We start from the raw sequence: 18,675 nt of genomic DNA on the forward strand, positions 1-18,675 counted from the left end.
TCCTCGCTTAAAAATTCAAAAATCGCAGGCACGTACCTGCCAGCCGCATCGCCGCCAGCACCAGCAGCACATTCCGCTCGCAGCTCTGCAGAAAATGCCCTGCCAGATCGCCGTTGATGCCGCCAAATTCCCGCATGGAAAAACGATAATAGCAAACAAAGGTTGCAAGAGCCGTCAACGCTGCCAGAGCGCCGCGCAGATGTCCCCAGTAAATCATCCAGCTGATCGCCAACACTGCTAAAACTGCCATACTCACGCGAACAACCTTTGTCTCGGCACTTCTGGAAAATTCAGCGGCAAGCCCGTCCTTTTTCGCCTTTGGAAATGCCACCACCGAATAGCCGCTGCAGGCGCGTTCCAGCATAAGCGCCCCCGGCAGCAGCCACACATCTGCTCCCACAAGCTCAGAAACTGCCCCCGCATAGAGAAGCAGGTACAGCCCCAGACCGATGATCGCAAACGCCCCCGTATGGGGATCTTTTAAAATCGCCAGCTTTTTTTCCCGCTCGCCGTAGGAATGGCGCGCATCCGTCACATCGAGATACCCGTCCATATGGATTCCACCAGTAATCAATAGTGGAACCGCCGTCAACAGGCAGGTCCGGAACAGAACTCCAGCACCCAAAATTTCACAGAGCGCAAACGTGGCTATCTCTACCGCCCCGATCACCGCCCCGATCAGCGGAAAAAAACAAAGCGCATAGCGCATCCGCTCTTCCGTCCAGTCCATGCGCGGCATCGGAATGCGTGAATACATAGAAAATGCAATGACAAAACTTCCTATCAGATTCAATCTTCGATCCCCCTGACTCTATTCTGGCAACTATAACTTTAGCAGGCATTCCGCTCTGTTCCACTCACTGACTACCCTACATCTTTTGTCCTTTCATCGGCTGCAAAAACAGGTGTTGACACCGCAATCGGAATTCCATACACCACTTCCGTCACCGAATCCGCCATCTGTCCCAGTTCCCGGTTGATCCGTCCCAGAAGCTCTATGTACCGCTCCGATTCCAGATCATACGTCACACCGTCCGAAAAGATCTCATTCGTTACAATGATAAGGTCATGGCACTGGTTTTGCAAGCGTTTTATTCCTTGCAGAATCCGCTCTTGCGCACCATTTTCCTGAGCATAAAATTCATTGAGGACAAGGTTGGACATACATTCAAGGAGAAGCACTGGTTTTTGTGCCACTCGGCAGGACTCCCAGCGCTTCAAACTATCGTTTTCCTGTTCAGCGTCCAAACCAGCCGAATTGGACTCTTCGAATCTCTCCTCTAATTCTAATGTTTCTAACCCCGTATACCGCTCAATCGTCTCAAACCCTTTTGCCGCGCGCATCCGCCGATGGCGCTCCACCCGTTTTCTGCCTTCATCATCCCAAATCCGCATCGTCGCCAGATACCAGAGTGTCCCACCGTTCCTGTTCCGGCACTGCACGGCAGTCTGTTCGGCATATTCGGACTTGCCGCTGCCACTGCCGCCTGTAACTATATATAACATCGTTCATTTATCCTCTTTTTCACTGAATTGCAGCAGTTTCCATGCTTTAAAAACATACGCAAAAAATGTTTTAATCCGTATATCTCATCACACCAGCGGCTTATATTCCTCTATTTCCATCTCCGCAAACGTATCCATATCCCGGTAAATGGACAGCGCCATATCCAGCAGTGGAAACAGCGCCAGCGCCCCTGTACCTTCTCCGAGTCGAAGTCCCGCCTGGATAGCCGGAGTTACTCCTATCAAATCAAGCAGCCAGATAGACGCCGGTTCCGCCGATACATGGGCTGCCAGCATATAGTCCGTCGCTGCCGGTGCAATTCTTCCAGCAGCTGCCGCCGCAGCTGCCGCGATAACCCCGTCAATCACAACCGGAACATGATAGATGGCACCGCCCAAAAAAGCACCTGCCATCGCCGCCAGATCGAATCCGCCTACCTTTTGCAATACCTCCATGCCATCCATGGGATCCGGGTGATGCAGTCCGATTCCACGCCGGATTGCCTCCGTTTTCCGTTTCAATCCAGCCGAATCTAAACCCGCCCCAGCTCCAGTGACAAGTTCTGGATCCTTTTGCAGCAGAACCGATGCGACCGCACTGCTGGTCGTCGTATTGCCGATCCCCATTTCACCCACTGCAGACAAGCGGTACCCCTGCTCCTTCAGCACACGCACCGCATCAATTCCCGTCAAAATGGCTGTCAACACCTCCTGGCGCGTCATCGCTGCTGCTTTTGTAAAATTGGAAGTTCCACGGCGGATTTTCCGTTCCGTTAGGGGATAAAGTTCTCCCCGATGTTCTACCTCACAGGCAATTCCCATATCGATCGGAAACACATCTGCCTCTGCCTTTTCTGCCATCAGGCAGGAACAGCTCCTCCCGCGTGTCATATTCGAAACAACTGCCGCCGTAACCTCCTGCCCGGTCTGTGATACTCCTTCTTTGACTACCCCATTATCTGCGCAAAAAATTAAAAGCGCACGCCTGGAGAAGTCTGGCACTTCCTCCCCCTGCGCTGCCGCCGCCCGCACAATATCTTCCTCCAGGACTCCCAGACTGCCAAGCGGTTTTGCCACATGCCCCCAATGCTTTTCTGCCTGCTCCCGGATTGTCTTGTCCGCTGGTACAATCTGTTTCTTAAGCTGGTCAAACCGTATTTCCAGCTCTTTTTCCGAAAAATGCCGAAAATCTTCCAGAGATTCCAATGTCTTCATATTCTCCTGCTGCATCTATATGTTCCTCCCGTTTTCGTTTCCGACCTTTTCCATGGGTCCGTGAACGGGCGTACCCTTTCAGTCTATCGTTTACCGGTTCAAAATTCCGCCTATGATTGTACCATTGACCGGAACAATACGCAAATACAAATTTGTTCTCACACCGAAAGCATGAAAAAGAATGTGCCTTGGCACATCCTTTTTCAAACCCATCTTATAAAATTCCATTTCACATATCCATACAAAACATACAATCTTAGGAAACGCAATCACTTAATCCTCACGCAACCCCTTTCAACATCCACTCATACGCATCATACGCCGTCCGCAGGGAAATCTCGGCAGTCTCTAGTTCTGCTTTTTTCTGCAGATAAGACGCCTCACCCTGTAAATACGTTGCTTTATTAATCGCACCGGACTGATACTTAATCTGGGTGGCGCCGTATGTTTTTTCGGCAGACTGGTAGGCTGCCTGCGCCGCGTCACGTTCTAGGCTTAATGCCGCTATCTCAGCGTACTGCTCATCCGCTGAGGCGCTTGCGGCGCTCTCGGCTTCCTCGATCTGCTGGTGGCGCAGCTTGCGCGCCGCATCTCCGGTTGCGGAGGATCGTCTGGCTGATTTGACACTGGAACTTGCAACGACAGCTGCCGCGCGGTCCGCATCCAGATTCATAGAAGCCAGTTCCGTTGCCGATACGGCTGGAATTTCCCCCAGCGTAATAGAAGTTCCGCTCTTTCCAAGTAAAATAGCAAGCTGGCGCAGCGCCTTATTTGCCTGATCGGTCGTAGATTGTAATGCTGTCTGGGCGCTTAGCAGGTTTTTCTGAGCCTGCAGCAGATCCGTCTCCGTGCAAAGCCCCGCTGCCAGTTCCCGCTCTTTGCGATCCACCTGCGCCTGATAGTTCTCTGCCGTCTTGGCAGCCGCCTCCACCTCGTCCTGAAGCTGCCGGCAGGTGCCCCACTGGATCTGTGCGGTCTTTACGACCTGCCAGACCGTCCGGTTTCTGGACGCACGGCTTGACGCCGAATTTAAGGAAGTGAGGGACTTTTTATACTGCTTCGCTGCCATCGACAGCGTTTGTGCATTTCGCTCATAGGTGCCGATCAGTGCCTCATCTCCGCCCGCATCTTCGAGCTCATCTGCTTTATAGTTCATATCCCGGGCACCGGAAATCATCGCATCGTAGGCTTCCTGGTAGACGGCAAGGCTGTCCTGATAACTGTAATCGGCGCTGACAGCCGTTCCATTGCCGCGCCGCACCAGCGCCTCCAGTTCCCCGTACTCTATCACAGAATCCGCGAGCTGTTCCTCCGTATAGGAGCCGGACTGGCTGGCGATCGTGTTGTCTGCGCTGTTTTCGGTTATGGTGCCATCTTCCAGCGCCGGACCATCTGCCTCGCTGTCTGAATCACTTTCAGTGCCGGAAATCAAAGGCGTTTTCGCCGCCTGCGCCGGGCTCGATACAAGAATACAAGCCGCCAGGGCAATTCCGATCGAACGAGTCAATCTGCTTTTTCCGATTCGTTTCACATTATAACCGTCCAGATGCACATCCAAAGCACTTGCACCGCTTCGGTCTCTTTCTTGCCCCTTGCGCATCTTTTGCTCTGTCCCAGCTTCCGCGTTCATCCATTTTCCTTTCAGATTTCGCATCATCCGCCCACCCCTTTCTACTGCGTGGACGCCAGACCGCCCACCGCCCACTGGTAGGCGAGCTGCGCCTGGAGAAGCGACATCGCTGCCGTCTCTTTTGCCACGGATGCCGATTCATAGGAATAGGTTGCGCTCTGGTATGCGTTCTGGCTGATAAGTCCGGCTGCCAGCTTGCGGTCGTTGGTCTGTTTCGTCTTTTCTTCTAATTCAAGGCTGCGTTTTGCCTGTTCATACTGTGCCTCAGAAAGCTTCAGATTCTGATAAGCCGACTGGACATTCGACTTGACTGCCTCCTTTCCGCTGGTCAGAGTTGTCTGGTACTGCTCTTTAAGGGTGCTTGTCATCGCATTGTTGACCTGACGTGCCAGAATCTTTAACTGATAATTATTTTCCTGTGCTTTCGCAATGTCCTCTTCGAGGTTGACCGATGCACTCATCTGTTCCTGCGGGTCCGGTAATGCACCGATTTCTACTGATGCGCCATATTTCCATCCAAGCATCTGGCACAGGGATTCCTTCGTCGATGCAATATTGCTCTCCGCCGTCGTGATGGACGCCTGCGCCTTTAAAAGAGTCTCCTTGGCATCCAGCACATCCGTCTGGGTCGCGCTTCCGGATAAAAGCTTTAAGTTTGCCGTCTCATAGTCTTTTTCTGCCTTGGACACCTGGTTCTGCACACTCTTTAAGTTTTCCTGGGCATTCCAGTACTGGATCATCAGGTTCTGCGCCTGCTGTACCAACGATTTCTCGGTCTGCGTATACCCCCACGCCTTAACATTCGCATCATCGACGTTATTATCGCCCTGCTCGCGCATCTGGGTCGCGGAAGTCTCGCTTCTCTGTGCTGCTGCCAGTGCGGAACCATAATTCGCATCATCTGAATCCGGGTACTCGATACTGCTCTCGATCTCATCTGCCGCGTCATAATATTCCTGCGCGATCTCATTGCTGTCTTTGCCCTGATAATCCTTGTACTCGATCCGGTTCTTCTCCACTGTGCTGTTGTACTCATGGATCCGATCAGCAATCTCGTCAAATTCGAGCTTATCATCCTGCAGCGAAGCCCATTTTTCTGTGGAATATGCAAATTGCGGGCTGGCTGCCAATACCTGGACCGGCGCACCTGTCGCCAGGAATACTCCCAGTGAGCAGGCTGCCACGCCAGAGGCAATCCGACGGGTCAGGCAGAATCTTCTATTTTGATTCATGTATGTCACTCCATTCCGATCTATCTGATTTTAATTTCCGCAGCAAATATTTTATTTCCTACAATATTTTTTCAATTAACCTATATCTAATCCACATCCGGTATCTCTTCCTTCGGTTTCCGGCTCAGCAGTGCGTAATATACTGGAACCATGAAGAGCGCGACAATCACACCTGCGGTCAGGCCGCCGATATCTACGATCGCCAGACCCTGTGTCGTGGAACCGCTGCTTCCGATTGCCAGTGCCATCGGGATCATCGCGAGGATGGTTGTCATACTTGTCATCAGAATCGGTCGGATACGGGTCGCACCTGCCTCGATGAGCGCTGTCCGCAGATCCATCGTGGAGCGATACTGGTTGACCGTATCCACGTAGAGAATACCGTTATTTACAACAGTTCCGACCAGAATCAGGAAGCCAAGCAGGGACGTCATACTGATGCTGACGCCGGTCAGCTTCAGTAATCCGAAGGAACCAACCAAACTGAACGGGATGGTCGTCATAACCATGATGGAAAACTTCACAGACTCAAACTGTGCCGCCATGACAACGAATACCAGGAAGACTGCAATCGCAATCGCGCGGTACAGGGAGCTGAACTCACTCTTCATCATACGGTCACGGCTGTTCTGCCCAATGCTGATTGTGCCGCTTAAGTTCGGAGTAATTACCTCACTATTGATTTGCTGCTGTACATTATCACCGGTGTAATCGGCAGAGATTGTGATCTCATATGCACCGTCGGTTCTGGAAATCGAAGCCGGGCTATCCTCAAATACGACATTTGCCACATCGGTCAGTGCCACCTTCTGTCCGTTTGTTCCCGTCAAAATAATATCTTTTATGTTATCAACTGTCTCGTACTCGCCCTCCGGATACTCAACCGTTACCGTAATGTCCTCGCCGTCAATTTTAAGTGTCGTCGCGTCGATACCACTCAACATCTGGTTGATCGTCGTTCCGATACTGGAAGCCGTGAGTCCATACGCCTTTGCCATGACTGGATCAATCTTCAGGGTAATGATCGGTGCATTATTCTCAATACTGGAATGGATGTTGATGACATCCGTTCTTGCTGTCATTTCCTTGACAATCTTATCACTAACTTCTTTTAATTCATCATACTGCGTGCCGTGAAGAATCACTTCATAGCCGCGCTGTCTTCCCATGAAGCTCATGGAAGTCGATGCCGATACGTCGATCGTACAGTTTGCAATGTTATCCATCTCTTTCTGCCACTGATCGGCTACATCGTCTGTTTTCATGGTACGGTCATCTTTCAGATAGGCACTGATCTCACCGCTGTCTCCGTTGTAACGCAGCATGTACGAATCAACCTGGTCGCTCGCGGAAACAATCGCCTCCGCTTCTGCCAGCGCCTCCTCGATCTTTTCCTGTTTCAGACCCGGACGCGTCTCAATGCTGACACTGACCGTACCGGTATCATCCGATGTCATCAGCTCCGTCTGCATTCCGCTCGCCAGAATTACCGTCAGTACAAGTACCAGAACCGAAAATCCCATAACCATCGCTTTGTGGTTTAACAGACGGTCCATGATGCCGCGGTACCATTTCTGTAAACGTTCAATCGGACGTCCCATCAGGGCGCGCTTCGCCTCGCTCGGTTTGTAGAACAGATAGCACAGCGGAACCACCGTCATCGCAGAAAGCAGGGACGCCGACATACAGAATACGATCGTGAATCCCAGCGGTTTGAACATCTGTCCGGTCATACCGTTTAAGAATGCCAGCGGCAGGAATACGACACAGGTCGTGATCGTCGAACCGATGATCGAGTTGATGACAATGCCGGTTCCGTGAAGCGCTGCCGAAAAATAGCCAAGCGCCCCCTTGTCTTCCTGCTCCGCCGTTGCACGGAAACAGCTCTCCAGTACAACGATCGAGTTATCGACCATCATGCCGACGCCGAGTACCAGCGCACTCATCGTGATAACGTTCAACGAAAATCCTGCCATCGTGATCGCAATCAAGGACATCAAAATCGAAGTCGGAATGGAACTTCCGACGATCAAGGACGCCTTATAATCGCCAAAGAACAGGAAAATGATGAGCATGGAGATGATAACCGCCAGAACCATTGTCTCTGCTACGTCTTTTAAGGAATCAAGAATCGTGTCAGATGTATCATTTGCAACCGTGATCGTCAGATCCGAATCATCTGCCATCAATTCTTCAACTTTCTCTTTGACAGCCGAGGACACTTCCATATCTGTGCTGTCCTGCTGCTTCTGAATCGAAATGGAGAGCGTCTCCTGACCGTTGTAACGGGAAATGCCGCCCCGGTCTTTCGTTGCCTCATACACATTTGCCACATCCGACAGAGAAATAATCTGTCCTGCCGGCGTCTTGATTGGAATATCCTGCAGCTCATTTACCTGTTCTGTTTTTAAGGAGGTAGTAACGGAAAGCTCCAGGTTTCCGGCATCTGCCTCACCCGACGGGGATGCCACGTTCGCATCGCTGATCGCACTCGCAACATCCTGCATGGTCAGATTGTACTGATCCATTTTTTCAGACTGTAATTCAATGCTGACGTACTTAGAAGAACCGCCTCGCGTCTCAATGTTTGCAATTGAAGAAATTCGCTCTAATTCAGGTACTATCTTCTGATCCACATAATCGTAGAGGTTTGTCTGCGTCTTATGTGCAATCGAAAGCATCATGCTGTCTCCTTGATTGGAGTTCATCGACATAACGCTCGGTTCCACATCATCCGGCAGCGCCCGCTGGATATTGTCCAGTTTCTGCTTTAAGTTGTCATATGCCTCATCCATATCGGTGCCGTAATCGTACTGAAGCATGATCATCGAACGTCCATCGCTCGATTCGGAGGTAATCGTGTCCACACCTTCCAGCGTACCGATCGCATCCTCGATCGGTTCGGTTACCAGCTCGCTGATATCCTCCGGTCCTGCGCCTGAATAATTTGCCATGATAATCAGCATTGGCGTCTCCATATCCGGCATCTGCTCCAGCTTTGCCGAAAAGACCGATGAAATACCGAATACAACCAGACACAACAGAGCCATGACAGTAGTAACCGGATGTTTCAGGATATATTTCGTTACTCCCATGTCTTACATTCCTCCTGTCCTACTGTTTCTGTCCATTTTTTGCATCTTTCGGGGTGCCTGCATCACCCGCAGGCTGATCCTTTCCGCCATCTGCCGGAGCGCCCGCTTTCTGTCCATTTCCAGAGCCTGCCAGGGCATCGGCTTTCTGGTTTCCAGCTTCATCCGCTGCTGCCGCATCTGTTTCTTCACCCTTTAAGTTAACGGTTGAACCCTCATAAAGCTGGGAACTCCATGTACTGATGACGAGATCATCTGCCGTCAGCCCGGACTTGATTTCCGCCAGCTCCGTATTATAAAGCCCCACTTCGACTTCCACTTTATGTACCGTTCCATCCTGGTAAACATAGACATTTCCAACGCCGTTATCATAGTAGATTGCATCTACCGGCACGGTCATGACATTCTCTGCACGCTCAGAAGTTACTGTTACCTTGACAGTACTTCCCGTTGAAAGGCTGTTCGCCTCCGGCAGCTCTGCCTTTATCTTAAACAGACCGTTGCTCTCGTCCGCCATGCTGCTGACATCGGTAATCACACCATCATAAGTCGTTCCATCTTTTACAATCGTCATCGCGTCGCCCTGGTTTAAGTTGCTCATAACACGCTCGGATACGTAGAACGATACCCGTTTATCTCCCTCACCGGAGATAACGCAGAGCTGCGCCTGCTGGTTTACATGATCATATACATCAATATCCATCGTCTCAATCTTGCCGGAGATCGGTGCGGTCACGGAACTGTATTCCACCTGACGATCGTAGTTTAATTTTGCCGATTCATAATTTAACTGTGCCGTCTTCGCCTGGTTCTGATACTGCTCCCATTCCTGATCAGAAATATCTCCTCCCTGATAAAGAAGCTGCATACGGCTTAAATTGCTCTGTGCCTCGGTCAGGTTAACAGAGGCGGAGTCCATCGCATTTTTCGCCGTCTCAACCTGTTCGGTATTGATCGTACAGAGAAGCTGACCCGCTGTCACCATATCACCGACGCTGACGTTGACACCCGTCACATCGCCGGATGCCTTCGCATAGACATAGACAACGTCCGATGCCTCGACAGTACCGGATGTACTGGTTGTCCGCTCAATCGTTCCGCTCTTTGGATTCTCAGCCGCAACCGTCGCCACATTGTCCATCTGCGTGTCCTGCATACCGCCCGGACCGCCCGGACCGCCGCCTGAACCTCCTTTGCTGCCACCCTTGAAACGCATAAAAAGCGCCGCAAGTACGAGCACCACCACCACCGCGATGATGGCTGTTTTCTTTTTATTCCGCTTTGCCGCTTCCATCAGAGAAGATTGTTTACTCATTTCGCATATTCCTTTCTGGTTTTTCCTAATTGTCCCTAGTATAACATCCCATTTTTAAACGAGTTTCAACTACATATAAACTGAATGTAAACGAACCGTGAAAAAAATGTGTTGCACCGTTCACAATCAGTTTAAACTTATGTGGTATACTATGAGTACTTATGATATTACATCTTTTTAATTGAAGTATAGGGAGGTTTTACGGATATGTTTCACATTCTCGTGGTAGAAGATGATGCGAAACTGCGTTCCCTGTTCTGCACGGTACTCACCAACAATGGTTATCTGGCGCTTCCGGCAGAAAGCGGCGAAAAAGCATTATCTCTTTTAGATTCTGAATATGTAGATCTCATTATTTCGGATATTATGATGTCCGGAATGGACGGATATGAACTGATTGATCACCTGCGGACGAGTGGATTTACGATGCCGATCCTGATTATCACCGCCAAAGAGCGCTTCGAAGACAAGCAGCGCGGCTTTCAGGCAGGCACGGATGACTACATGGTGAAGCCAATCGATGTCAATGAGATGGTTCTGCGGGTTGGCGCCCTGCTCAAACGCGCCAAGCTCGCGACGGAGCATCGGATTGTCTGCCAAAATACGATTCTCGACTACGATGCACTGACGGTCACGGTCAACGGGCAGGAGACACTTCTGCCGCAGAAAGAATTTTACCTTCTATATAAATTACTTTCTTATCCAAATAAGATTTTCACGAGGCAGCAGCTCATGGACGAAATCTGGGGGCTTGACTCGACAACCGACGAACGGACGGTCGATGTGCATGTCAACCGGCTGCGCGAACGGTTTAAAAACTGCGATGATTCTATCATCATGACCGTGCGGGGTCTCGGCTATAAGGCGGTGAAAACAGAAGCATGATCAGCAAGAACTTTACCAAATATTTCCAGATTCCACTCTACTGGCTGACCCTCCTGGTCTTTTTCTTCCTGGTGTCCTCGTTGATGCCGATGCTGACCGGATATTTTGTCTCGCTGCTCACAAGCGGAACAGATAAACACGAAGTTTTTCGGATTTTCGGTCCGAATTTTCCGAGTCTGATGTCATTTTTGAGCAGCCTTGCATTCAGTATCGCGCTGTCGCTGTTCCTCTGGTCGAAAATCCTCTGCCCGATCGGTTCCATAAGCCTTGCCGCTAAGCAGGTAGCAGACGGAGACTTTTCTGTTCATGTGCCAAATTCGAAGTCTTTGCAGGCGATCTGTGAACTAACCGACAATTTTAACCGTATGGTGCAGGAGTTAAACAGCATCGAATCGCTGCGAAATGATTTCGTGACCACGGTTTCCCATGAGTTCAAGACACCGCTCGCCGCCATCGAGGGCTATGCGACATTGCTGCAGGATCCATCTCTCTCAGAGGCGGACCGGAATGAATACACGCGCATCATCATCGACAGCACGCGCCAGCTCATCACGATGACCGGCAACATTCTTCTGCTTTCCCGCCTGGAAAAGCAGGAGATCGTGACCGGCCGCACGACGTTCAGCCTCGACGAACAAATCCGGCAGGCGATTCTTCTGCTGGAACCGCTCTGGGAGAAAAAGCATCTGAATCTCGACATTGATTTGACGGCGTGCAAATTTTACGGCAACTGTGAGATGCTGCAGCAGGTCTGGATCAATCTCCTGCAAAATGCCATCAAATTCACCCCGGCTGGCGGTATGCTTTCTGCCAAACTCGTTATCACAGGAGATAAGGTGCGTGTCTCCATCCGCGATACCGGCGTCGGCATGGATGACGCCACGATGAAACGGATCTTTGAAAAATTTTACAGCAGGAACTCTGATCCCAATGAAAAGGGCAACGGGCTGGGACTTTCCATCACGAAACGGATCATCGACCTGATGCACGGTACCATCAAGGTATCCAGCCAGGTGGACGAGGGTAGCTGCTTTACAGTGATTCTGCCGCTTGAAAAAGCATAGAATCTCATCGGCAAAACATATTGTACCCGACAATCATCAGAGAAATGGCGATGCTGACCCATAGAAAATTCTTTGGGAAAATGAGCACCAGGGTCATGCCAAATCCCATTGAAAAAAGAACTAAACCAAATAAACGCTTCATAGAATGATACCTCTCTGAAATGTCTGTTTTCAAAAGAAGTTAAATAGCAGGCGATCATTGCCAGAGACATCTGACATTCGATCGTGTGCTATGATCATTCTATGAAGCGTTTTGATTTTAATTTCTTTATTTCTTCTCTTCCATCTCGCCCGCCATTTTCTCAGCTGTCTGCATCGTCTCCGCATCGATCGGTCCGGTGCTTCCGCCGACAAATTTATTGACGAGATCCGGTGCCATGTCGAGAACCTTGGTCAATGCATCCTGATGCTTGATATTGACCACCTTCGTCATGCCATTCTGAATGACCAGCACCGCGCTCGGCGTCATCTTGGCGCTCATGCCACCCGCATTCTTCTCTTTCGCCGACTGACCAAACGCGCCCGCCGCCATGCCGCAGGTTACATCCACGAGTGGAAGTATAATCGCATCGCCAACTGTCACCGGCTCTCCCACGACTGTCTTCGTCGTGACGAACTCATCCATACCCTGAAATAATGCACCGATTGTCGATGCAAACTGATTGTCTGCCATATTATCTTCCTCCTCGGTTTCTATATTTATAAACCTGTGTCCGTACATTCTTATCCATCCAGATCCGAAGCGCCATCAATGCCAGCACGCCAATCTGGACTCTGCCCCGGAACGAAAGCTCCCCGTCCAGCGCATTTGCATCCATGACCGGAGTCAAATCAATCTTCTTTCCGTAAACTGGATACAAAAAAGCTGCCACACTCAAAAGTTGTCCCATCAAATAAGGATCCTCCACGCCAAACGTAACCTGCCCGGACAGCTTTCTGGGAAATATATGCCGCAGAACTCGCATGAGCTGGCGTTTGATCAGGCGAAATGACTTCTGATTTTCTTCATTTTCTATAAATGCAAGGACGGATTGGCGTTTGTGCTCCAGGTTGTTGATTCGGGTAAGCAGCTTTGAGAGGGATTGCCGCAGGGCGCTCCATTTTTGTTTGAACCAGCTAATGATTCTATGAAGGAACGATTCACGCTTTTCCTGGCTGGGATTTGATTTTAATTCATTCTTTGCCTGATGCGTTTCTCCTTCTGCCTCGGACACTCCCGCCTCCTTCACATCTGGAAATGCATCTGCATTCTTCACAGCTTGAGACATTTCCGCCTCCCTCTGCGCACTCCGTCTCTTCACCGCCTCCTCCAGCAGCCTGGCCGTTTCCTCCGCTTTCTCGATCGCGGCGTCTGTCTTCTCCGATGCTGCTTCCGCCCGCAAAATCAGTTCACCGGTGTCTAAATCATCATCCTCTGTTTTCTCCTGCGCATTTACAAATTCCAGCTCATCCGAATCCGCTGCCTGCGTGCCTTCCCGCACACGCCCAGATTCCGTATCTTTCTCTTCACTCTCACTCCCGAAAATCCGGAATCCAAACAACTTAACCGCATATCGAAGCTCATTTTCATAAGCAATCCGCAGCGACACCGCATGAAGCAGCCAATGAATATGCAGATGCACGCCAAAATCCTTGATACTGTGGTAGCTTCCGTTCCCCCGGTATCGAATCGGGACAAATAAAACCGCCAGCAGGCACAGAAACAACAGTCCCAGAATGACAAGAAGCAGGATTCCGAGTATTTTCAAGATTATGAACAAAATATGCAGCAATCCATCCCCTCCCACTTCTTATTCTTTCATTGACAAATTCATGTATCAGCTCTGTATCCTATGATGTTGGGGTCAAAAAACATTTTCAGTCCAAAAAAACTTCATCAAAGGCTGCAAAATACTTACCTCTTTTTCCTCAGCCTGTCTTCCTTCTCTCTCAGATACGTCTTCACATCAAATCCACCCGTCTCGCGGTACGTCTCATCCACAATCCGCCCCACCGTCTCCACGGCATCCTGGTAGCTCGCGCCGATCCCTACGATCAGCAGATCCGCCTGCTCCCGGTAATAATTCTGCCGGAGCACATAGGCAGGCAGGATGTCAAGCAGGTTGTGTCCGCCTGAGGCAGGCGTGATCACGTGAACGCCCGGCTGTACCTTTCCGAGGCGGAGTTTCTGTAGAATCGAAAAACGATGCTTTTTAGCAGTTTCTCCCAGATACAGATATTTATACCAAATCATCGTCCCCGCCTCCTAAAAAAGGAGAGCCTGATCCATGGCGCTCTAAAAACAGCACGTTTCCGGCTATTTCTCCCCGCCTGTCAGCTCTCCCTCCTTTACATGATCAATCTTTTTTATAATTCTTAATAATCGACCGTCTCAGCAGATCCAGCGCCTGAATCACCGTCTGCTCACGCACCTTCTCACGATTTCCGCGGAAATGGTATTCCTCTACTTTGACTTTATCCTTCATATAACATGCGATATAGACGAGTCCCACCGGTTTCTCCTCGGTTCCGCCGTCCGGTCCGGCGATGCCGGTCACAGCGATACAGGCATCCGCATCCGTCGTAAATACACCGCCTGCAGCCATCTCACGCGCCGTCTGTTCGCTGACCGCGCCGTATTTTTTCAGGGTTGCCTTACTGACGCCCAGGATCTTTTTCTTTGCCTTATTGGAATACGTCACGTATCCCTCGTTAAAGACCTCTGAAGCCCCCGGCACGTTGACGATGCGTCCGGCGATCAGACCGCCTGTGCAGGACTCTGCGGTTGTCACAGTCAGGTCGTATTTCTTTAAGAGGCGGACAACGACATCCTCCAGATTCTCATGCTCATCTGTCGTGTAAACCGCATTACCGAACCGTTTCTTGATCTCTTTGATAACCGGTTTTAACAGCTGTTTTGCCGCGTCTTCGCTCTCGGCTCTCGCGGTCACGCGCAGATGTACTTCTTTCGTCTTTGCATAGGTCGCAATCGTCGGGTTCGTCTGCTGGTCGATGAGGTCGAGAAGCATCTCCTCCACCTTGCTCTCCCCGTATCCGCAGATTTTGAGCATCTGGGAATAGATCACACAGTCAGATCGTTTCTGAATATAAGCACAAACCTGATCTTCCACCATCGGATACAGTTCGTTCGGCGGTCCCGGAAGAAGGATCGCGGTCTTACCGTTTTTCTCCAGGGCAAGTCCCGGAGCTGTACCGTTTGTGTTGGAAAATACCACCGCGCCCTCCGGCACCAGCGCCTGACGCCAGTTGCTATCCGGAATATCGGTGCGCTTGCGCTGCCGGTACCAGTCCTCCAGATGTGCCCGCACCTCCGGATCCTCGACTAACGGCATTCCCATCAGCTCCGCGCAGACATCCTTCGTGATATCATCCTCCGTCGGTCCCAGACCGCCGCCGATGATAACGAGATCGGCTCTTGAGAGCGCCGTCCGGAAGACTTCTGTCATGCGCTCCCGGTTGTCCCCTACCGTCGTCTGGTAATAGACGTTAAGCCCCAGCTTTGCACACGTTTCCGATAAATACTGCGCATTGGTATTGACGATATTGCCAAGCAGCAGCTCTGTTCCTACCGAGATCAGTTCGACTATCATATCAGATACTCCCTTCTGTCAGTATTTTATGATTCTTGTAAATATAATCAACAAGTGACACAATCGTCAGCAGCAACGCGATCCAGACACAGATCGTTGTGACAAACGCAAGCGCCGGAATATCCAGAATCAATAACACCACCGATACCATCTGAAACGTCGTCTTAAATTTGCCCCAATAGCTGGCGGCGATGACAACTCCGTTGTCCGAGGCGATCAGACGGAATCCGCTGATGATAAACTCCCGGCTGATGATGATGATAACCATCCAGGCTGGAAGCGCGTTCAGCTCAATCAGGCAGATGAGCGCCGAGCACACTAGAAGCTTGTCCGCGAGCGGATCCATAAATTTTCCAAAGTTCGTAACCAGATTGTACTTTCTGGCAATCTTTCCATCCAGAAGATCGGTCAGGCTGGCTATGATAAACAGTGCCAGTGCAATCATACGGAAGGTGCGGTTTTCACCATTCTGCCAGAGAAGGAAAAACACAAAAAACGGAATCATGATGACGCGAAGCGTCGTAAGCTTATTCGGTAAATTCATCAGCCAACTCTCCTATCAAATCATATTCGAGTGCTCCCGTTACGCGGACACGGCAGAAATCGCCGGACATCAGCGGAACATCCGCATTGACAAAAATCAAACCATCTACGTTCGGCGCGTCTTTATAGGTACGTCCCACGAAAGCATTCTCGTCTGCCACTTTTCCCTCGATCATAACCTCAAGCACACGGTCTTTCATATCCTCGGCTTTCTCAAAGGCAATCTCCTGCTGCAGCTCCATGATCTCGTCGCGGCGGTCTTCCTTGACCTCCTGCGGTACCTGATCCGGATATCCGGCTGCCGGTGTGTCCTCTTCTGCAGAGTATGCAAACACGCCCAGGCGGTCAAATTCCATCTCATCGACGAACCGCATCAGTTCCTCATGATCCTCCTGTGTCTCACCCGGGAAACCGGAAATTAAGGTCGTGCGGAGTGCAATATCCGGGATCTCTTCCCGCAGATGCGCGATCCGCTCCCGAAGCTCCGCCTGATTCGTGCGGCGTCCCATCCGCTTGAGAACGGCATCGCTCGCGTGCTGGATCGGAATATCCAGGTAATGACAGACTTTTTCCTCCGTCTTGATCGCCTGAATCAACTCCTCGGTGATCTCCTCCGGATAACAGTACTGGATACGGATCCATTCGATTCCATCGATCTGTGCCAGTTCATGTAAAAGTTTCGGCAGGGTCTTCTCTCCATACAAATCCACGCCGTAAAGCGTCGTCTCCTGTGCGACAAGAATCAGTTCCTTCACACCCTGATCCGCAAGCTCCTTTGCCTCTGCGAGAAGCTGCTCCATCGGCACACTGCGGTACGGTCCACGCAGGGACGGGATAATACAATAGGTACACCGTTTGTTACAGCCCTCGGAAATCTTTAAAAAAGCATAATGTCCGCCGGTCGTCACCAGACGTTTGCTCCGCATCTTCGTCTCCGGAAGCTCGGACAAATCGTGGAAATCAGATACCCGCTCGCCCTTCAGCGCCTCCGCCAGCACCTTGCTGACCTCATCATAGCTGGTCGTACCGAGAATACCGTCCACCTCCGGCACCTCCTGCAGGATCTCTTCCTTGTAACGCTGTGCCATACAGCCGCTGACTAAGAGCGCCTTGCAGGTTCCGCTCTTTTTGTACTCTGCCATCTCTAAGATAGTGTTGACACTCTCCTCCTTGGCATCGTTGATAAAGCAGCAGGTATTGACCAAAATGACATCTGCCTCCTGCTCGTCATCGGTAAACGTGTACCCGTCCTGGCTCAGCGAACCCAGCATACGCTCTGCATCAACCAGGTTTTTATCGCAGCCAAGGGATATACAAAGTAATTTCATTCAATTCTCTCCTAATACCATATTTAAAAAATTTCTGTAACCATAATCGATTTGGACCGTCACAAAAATTCTATATCGTAACTGTTCAGTACCTTCACAGTCACGCGCAAAAATCCATTAAAAATTGCCTACGGCAATGGGATTTTTTCCTGCTGGCCCATGTTTTCGTACGGTCAGCGCAGTAAATGCGCAGACCTACTGAACAGTTACTCTATATCTAAGAAAAGACCATCTCCATGTACATAATGAACACGGGACGGTCTTCTGTCACCTTTTAGACCTCTTCCTCCGGGGAATCGTTCTCTGCTACAATTTTAACCTTAGAATGGTACAGCTCGTCGATCGCGATCGAAAGCGGTTTTCTTCCATTCTCAATGACCAGTGCCTCATCACCGGCGATCAGCTGTCTTGCACGCTTTGCAGTCGCAATTACGATGGAGTAACGGCTCTGAATCAGCGGTTCTTTCCCCGGCTCAGCCTCTTTGTTTACAACATTAATTAAGTCAAGATATGACGGACGCAGCATCATAATACATCTTTCTCCTTTCAGAATTGCTTCATCTCTTCTTTTATTTTTTCAATCAAAGTCTTGTGATTTTCTGTTCTGGCATGCATCGCCTGAATCAGTGCGTGCATTTCTTCTACACAGCGGTCTACCTCATCATTCACCAGAATGAAATCGTAGTCATCCATCTGCTTGGACTCCTCTGCTGCTCTCGAAAGCCGTGCGGCAATCTTCTCCGGTGTCTCGGTTCCACGACCTGCCAGCCGGTTTCTAAGCTCCCCGGCACTCGGCGGCGTGACAAAAATGAGAACTGCCTCCGGGAATTTCTTCTTGATTTTCAGGGCACCCTGAATCTCAATCTCCAAAAGGACATCCTTGCCCGCTTTCAGGTTGGAAAACACATACTCCTTCGGTGTGCCGTAATAGTTTCCGACATACTGGGCGTATTCGACCAGCTCATCGTGTTCAATCATCTGTTCGAACTCTTCCCGGGTCTTAAAGAAATACTCTCTTCCATCAACCTCGCCCTCGCGCGGTGCGCGGGTGGTCGCGGAGATGGAAAGGGCATAATTGTCATACCGCTCCAGCAATGCACGCATCAATGTTCCCTTGCCTGCCCCTGAAAATCCGGATATAACTGCCAGTACTCCCTGATTATCCATATATTTCGCCTGCTTTCTAAATTCTATCTATTATTACAATATTTCATATTCTCCGTATTTTCACCGCCAACGGCAACCTTCCGTGAATACCTCTTCCAGCATGATCGG

Annotated in this window: 17 protein-coding genes; 2 read left to right on the forward strand and 15 right to left on the reverse strand. The window is 50.4% G+C overall.

The window, feature by feature from the left end:
* Positions 1-7: 7 nt before the first annotated feature.
* The 7 genes from DWZ76_RS10965 to DWZ76_RS10995 all read right to left on the reverse strand — a co-directional run bounded on the left by DWZ76_RS10965 (position 8) and on the right by DWZ76_RS10995 (position 9,990).
* On the reverse strand, positions 8-793 hold the full coding sequence (locus tag DWZ76_RS10965) for an adenosylcobinamide-GDP ribazoletransferase (RefSeq protein ID WP_118472660.1): 786 nt from the start codon (positions 791-793) through the stop codon (positions 8-10).
* 71 nt (positions 794-864) lie between these two features.
* Positions 865-1,506, reverse strand: a complete 642-nt coding sequence (locus DWZ76_RS10970; protein ID WP_118472661.1) for a bifunctional adenosylcobinamide kinase/adenosylcobinamide-phosphate guanylyltransferase — start codon at positions 1,504-1,506, stop codon at positions 865-867.
* 87 nt (positions 1,507-1,593) lie between these two features.
* Entirely contained in the window at positions 1,594-2,736 is a 1,143-nt protein-coding gene (cobT, locus tag DWZ76_RS10975; RefSeq protein ID WP_118472662.1) for a nicotinate-nucleotide--dimethylbenzimidazole phosphoribosyltransferase, read from the reverse strand.
* 265 nt (positions 2,737-3,001) lie between these two features.
* On the reverse strand, positions 3,002-4,378 hold the full coding sequence (locus DWZ76_RS10980) for a TolC family protein (RefSeq protein ID WP_118472663.1): 1,377 nt from the start codon (positions 4,376-4,378) through the stop codon (positions 3,002-3,004).
* Positions 4,379-4,392: 14 nt separating this feature from the next.
* Positions 4,393-5,583: a TolC family protein gene (locus DWZ76_RS10985; protein ID WP_118472664.1), complete on the reverse strand. Its 1,191-nt coding sequence runs from the start codon at positions 5,581-5,583 to the stop codon at positions 4,393-4,395.
* Between the two features lie 86 nt (positions 5,584-5,669).
* Positions 5,670-8,678, reverse strand: coding sequence for an efflux RND transporter permease subunit (locus DWZ76_RS10990; protein ID WP_118472665.1), 3,009 nt, complete (start codon positions 8,676-8,678; stop codon positions 5,670-5,672).
* Positions 8,679-8,697: 19 nt separating this feature from the next.
* Entirely contained in the window at positions 8,698-9,990 is a 1,293-nt protein-coding gene (locus tag DWZ76_RS10995) for an efflux RND transporter periplasmic adaptor subunit (protein ID WP_182431316.1), read from the reverse strand.
* 207 nt (positions 9,991-10,197) lie between these two features.
* On the opposite strand from DWZ76_RS10995, the gene DWZ76_RS11000 reads away from it, so the two are divergent.
* Both DWZ76_RS11000 and DWZ76_RS11005 read left to right on the forward strand, forming a co-directional pair.
* Positions 10,198-10,875: a response regulator transcription factor gene (locus DWZ76_RS11000; RefSeq protein ID WP_118472666.1), complete on the forward strand. Its 678-nt coding sequence runs from the start codon at positions 10,198-10,200 to the stop codon at positions 10,873-10,875.
* On the forward strand, positions 10,872-11,939 hold the full coding sequence (locus DWZ76_RS11005) for a HAMP domain-containing sensor histidine kinase (protein WP_118472667.1): 1,068 nt from the start codon (positions 10,872-10,874) through the stop codon (positions 11,937-11,939). Before DWZ76_RS11000 ends, DWZ76_RS11005 begins: the two co-directional genes overlap by 4 nt.
* A gap of 268 nt (positions 11,940-12,207) precedes the next feature.
* Here the strand turns inward: DWZ76_RS11005 and DWZ76_RS11010 are convergent, their stop codons facing one another.
* The 8 genes from DWZ76_RS11010 to gmk all read right to left on the reverse strand — a co-directional run bounded on the left by DWZ76_RS11010 (position 12,208) and on the right by gmk (position 18,567).
* Positions 12,208-12,612, reverse strand: coding sequence for a GerW family sporulation protein (locus DWZ76_RS11010; RefSeq protein ID WP_022360264.1), 405 nt, complete (start codon positions 12,610-12,612; stop codon positions 12,208-12,210).
* A 1-nt stretch (position 12,613) separates the two neighbouring features.
* Positions 12,614-13,711, reverse strand: coding sequence for a hypothetical protein (locus tag DWZ76_RS11015; protein WP_118472668.1), 1,098 nt, complete (start codon positions 13,709-13,711; stop codon positions 12,614-12,616).
* Positions 13,712-13,833: 122 nt separating this feature from the next.
* The gene (locus DWZ76_RS11020; protein ID WP_118472669.1) at positions 13,834-14,172 is read right to left on the reverse strand and encodes a hypothetical protein; all 339 of its coding nucleotides are present in this window, start codon (positions 14,170-14,172) and stop codon (positions 13,834-13,836) included.
* Positions 14,173-14,275: 103 nt separating this feature from the next.
* Entirely contained in the window at positions 14,276-15,529 is a 1,254-nt protein-coding gene (locus tag DWZ76_RS11025; protein WP_106999954.1) for a competence/damage-inducible protein A, read from the reverse strand.
* 1 nt (position 15,530) lies between these two features.
* The gene (gene pgsA, locus DWZ76_RS11030; RefSeq protein ID WP_118472670.1) at positions 15,531-16,073 is read right to left on the reverse strand and encodes a CDP-diacylglycerol--glycerol-3-phosphate 3-phosphatidyltransferase; all 543 of its coding nucleotides are present in this window, start codon (positions 16,071-16,073) and stop codon (positions 15,531-15,533) included.
* A complete protein-coding gene (gene rimO / locus DWZ76_RS11035; RefSeq protein ID WP_118293188.1) occupies positions 16,057-17,400 on the reverse strand; it encodes a 30S ribosomal protein S12 methylthiotransferase RimO in 1,344 nt (447 codons plus the stop codon). The genes pgsA and rimO overlap by 17 nt, the downstream gene beginning before the upstream one ends.
* 274 nt (positions 17,401-17,674) lie before the next feature.
* Positions 17,675-17,929 (reverse strand): DNA-directed RNA polymerase subunit omega, encoded by a 255-nt coding sequence (gene rpoZ, locus DWZ76_RS11040; RefSeq protein WP_022360270.1) that lies wholly within the window; start codon positions 17,927-17,929, stop codon positions 17,675-17,677.
* A gap of 17 nt (positions 17,930-17,946) precedes the next feature.
* Complete coding sequence (gene gmk, locus DWZ76_RS11045) at positions 17,947-18,567, reverse strand: guanylate kinase (RefSeq protein WP_022360271.1); 621 nt, start codon at positions 18,565-18,567, stop codon at positions 17,947-17,949.
* Positions 18,568-18,675: the final 108 nt, after the last annotated feature.

The organism is Clostridium sp. AF35-15 (assembly GCF_003477745.1).
GTDB classification, from domain to species: Bacteria; Bacillota; Clostridia; order Lachnospirales; family Lachnospiraceae; genus Otoolea; species Otoolea fessa.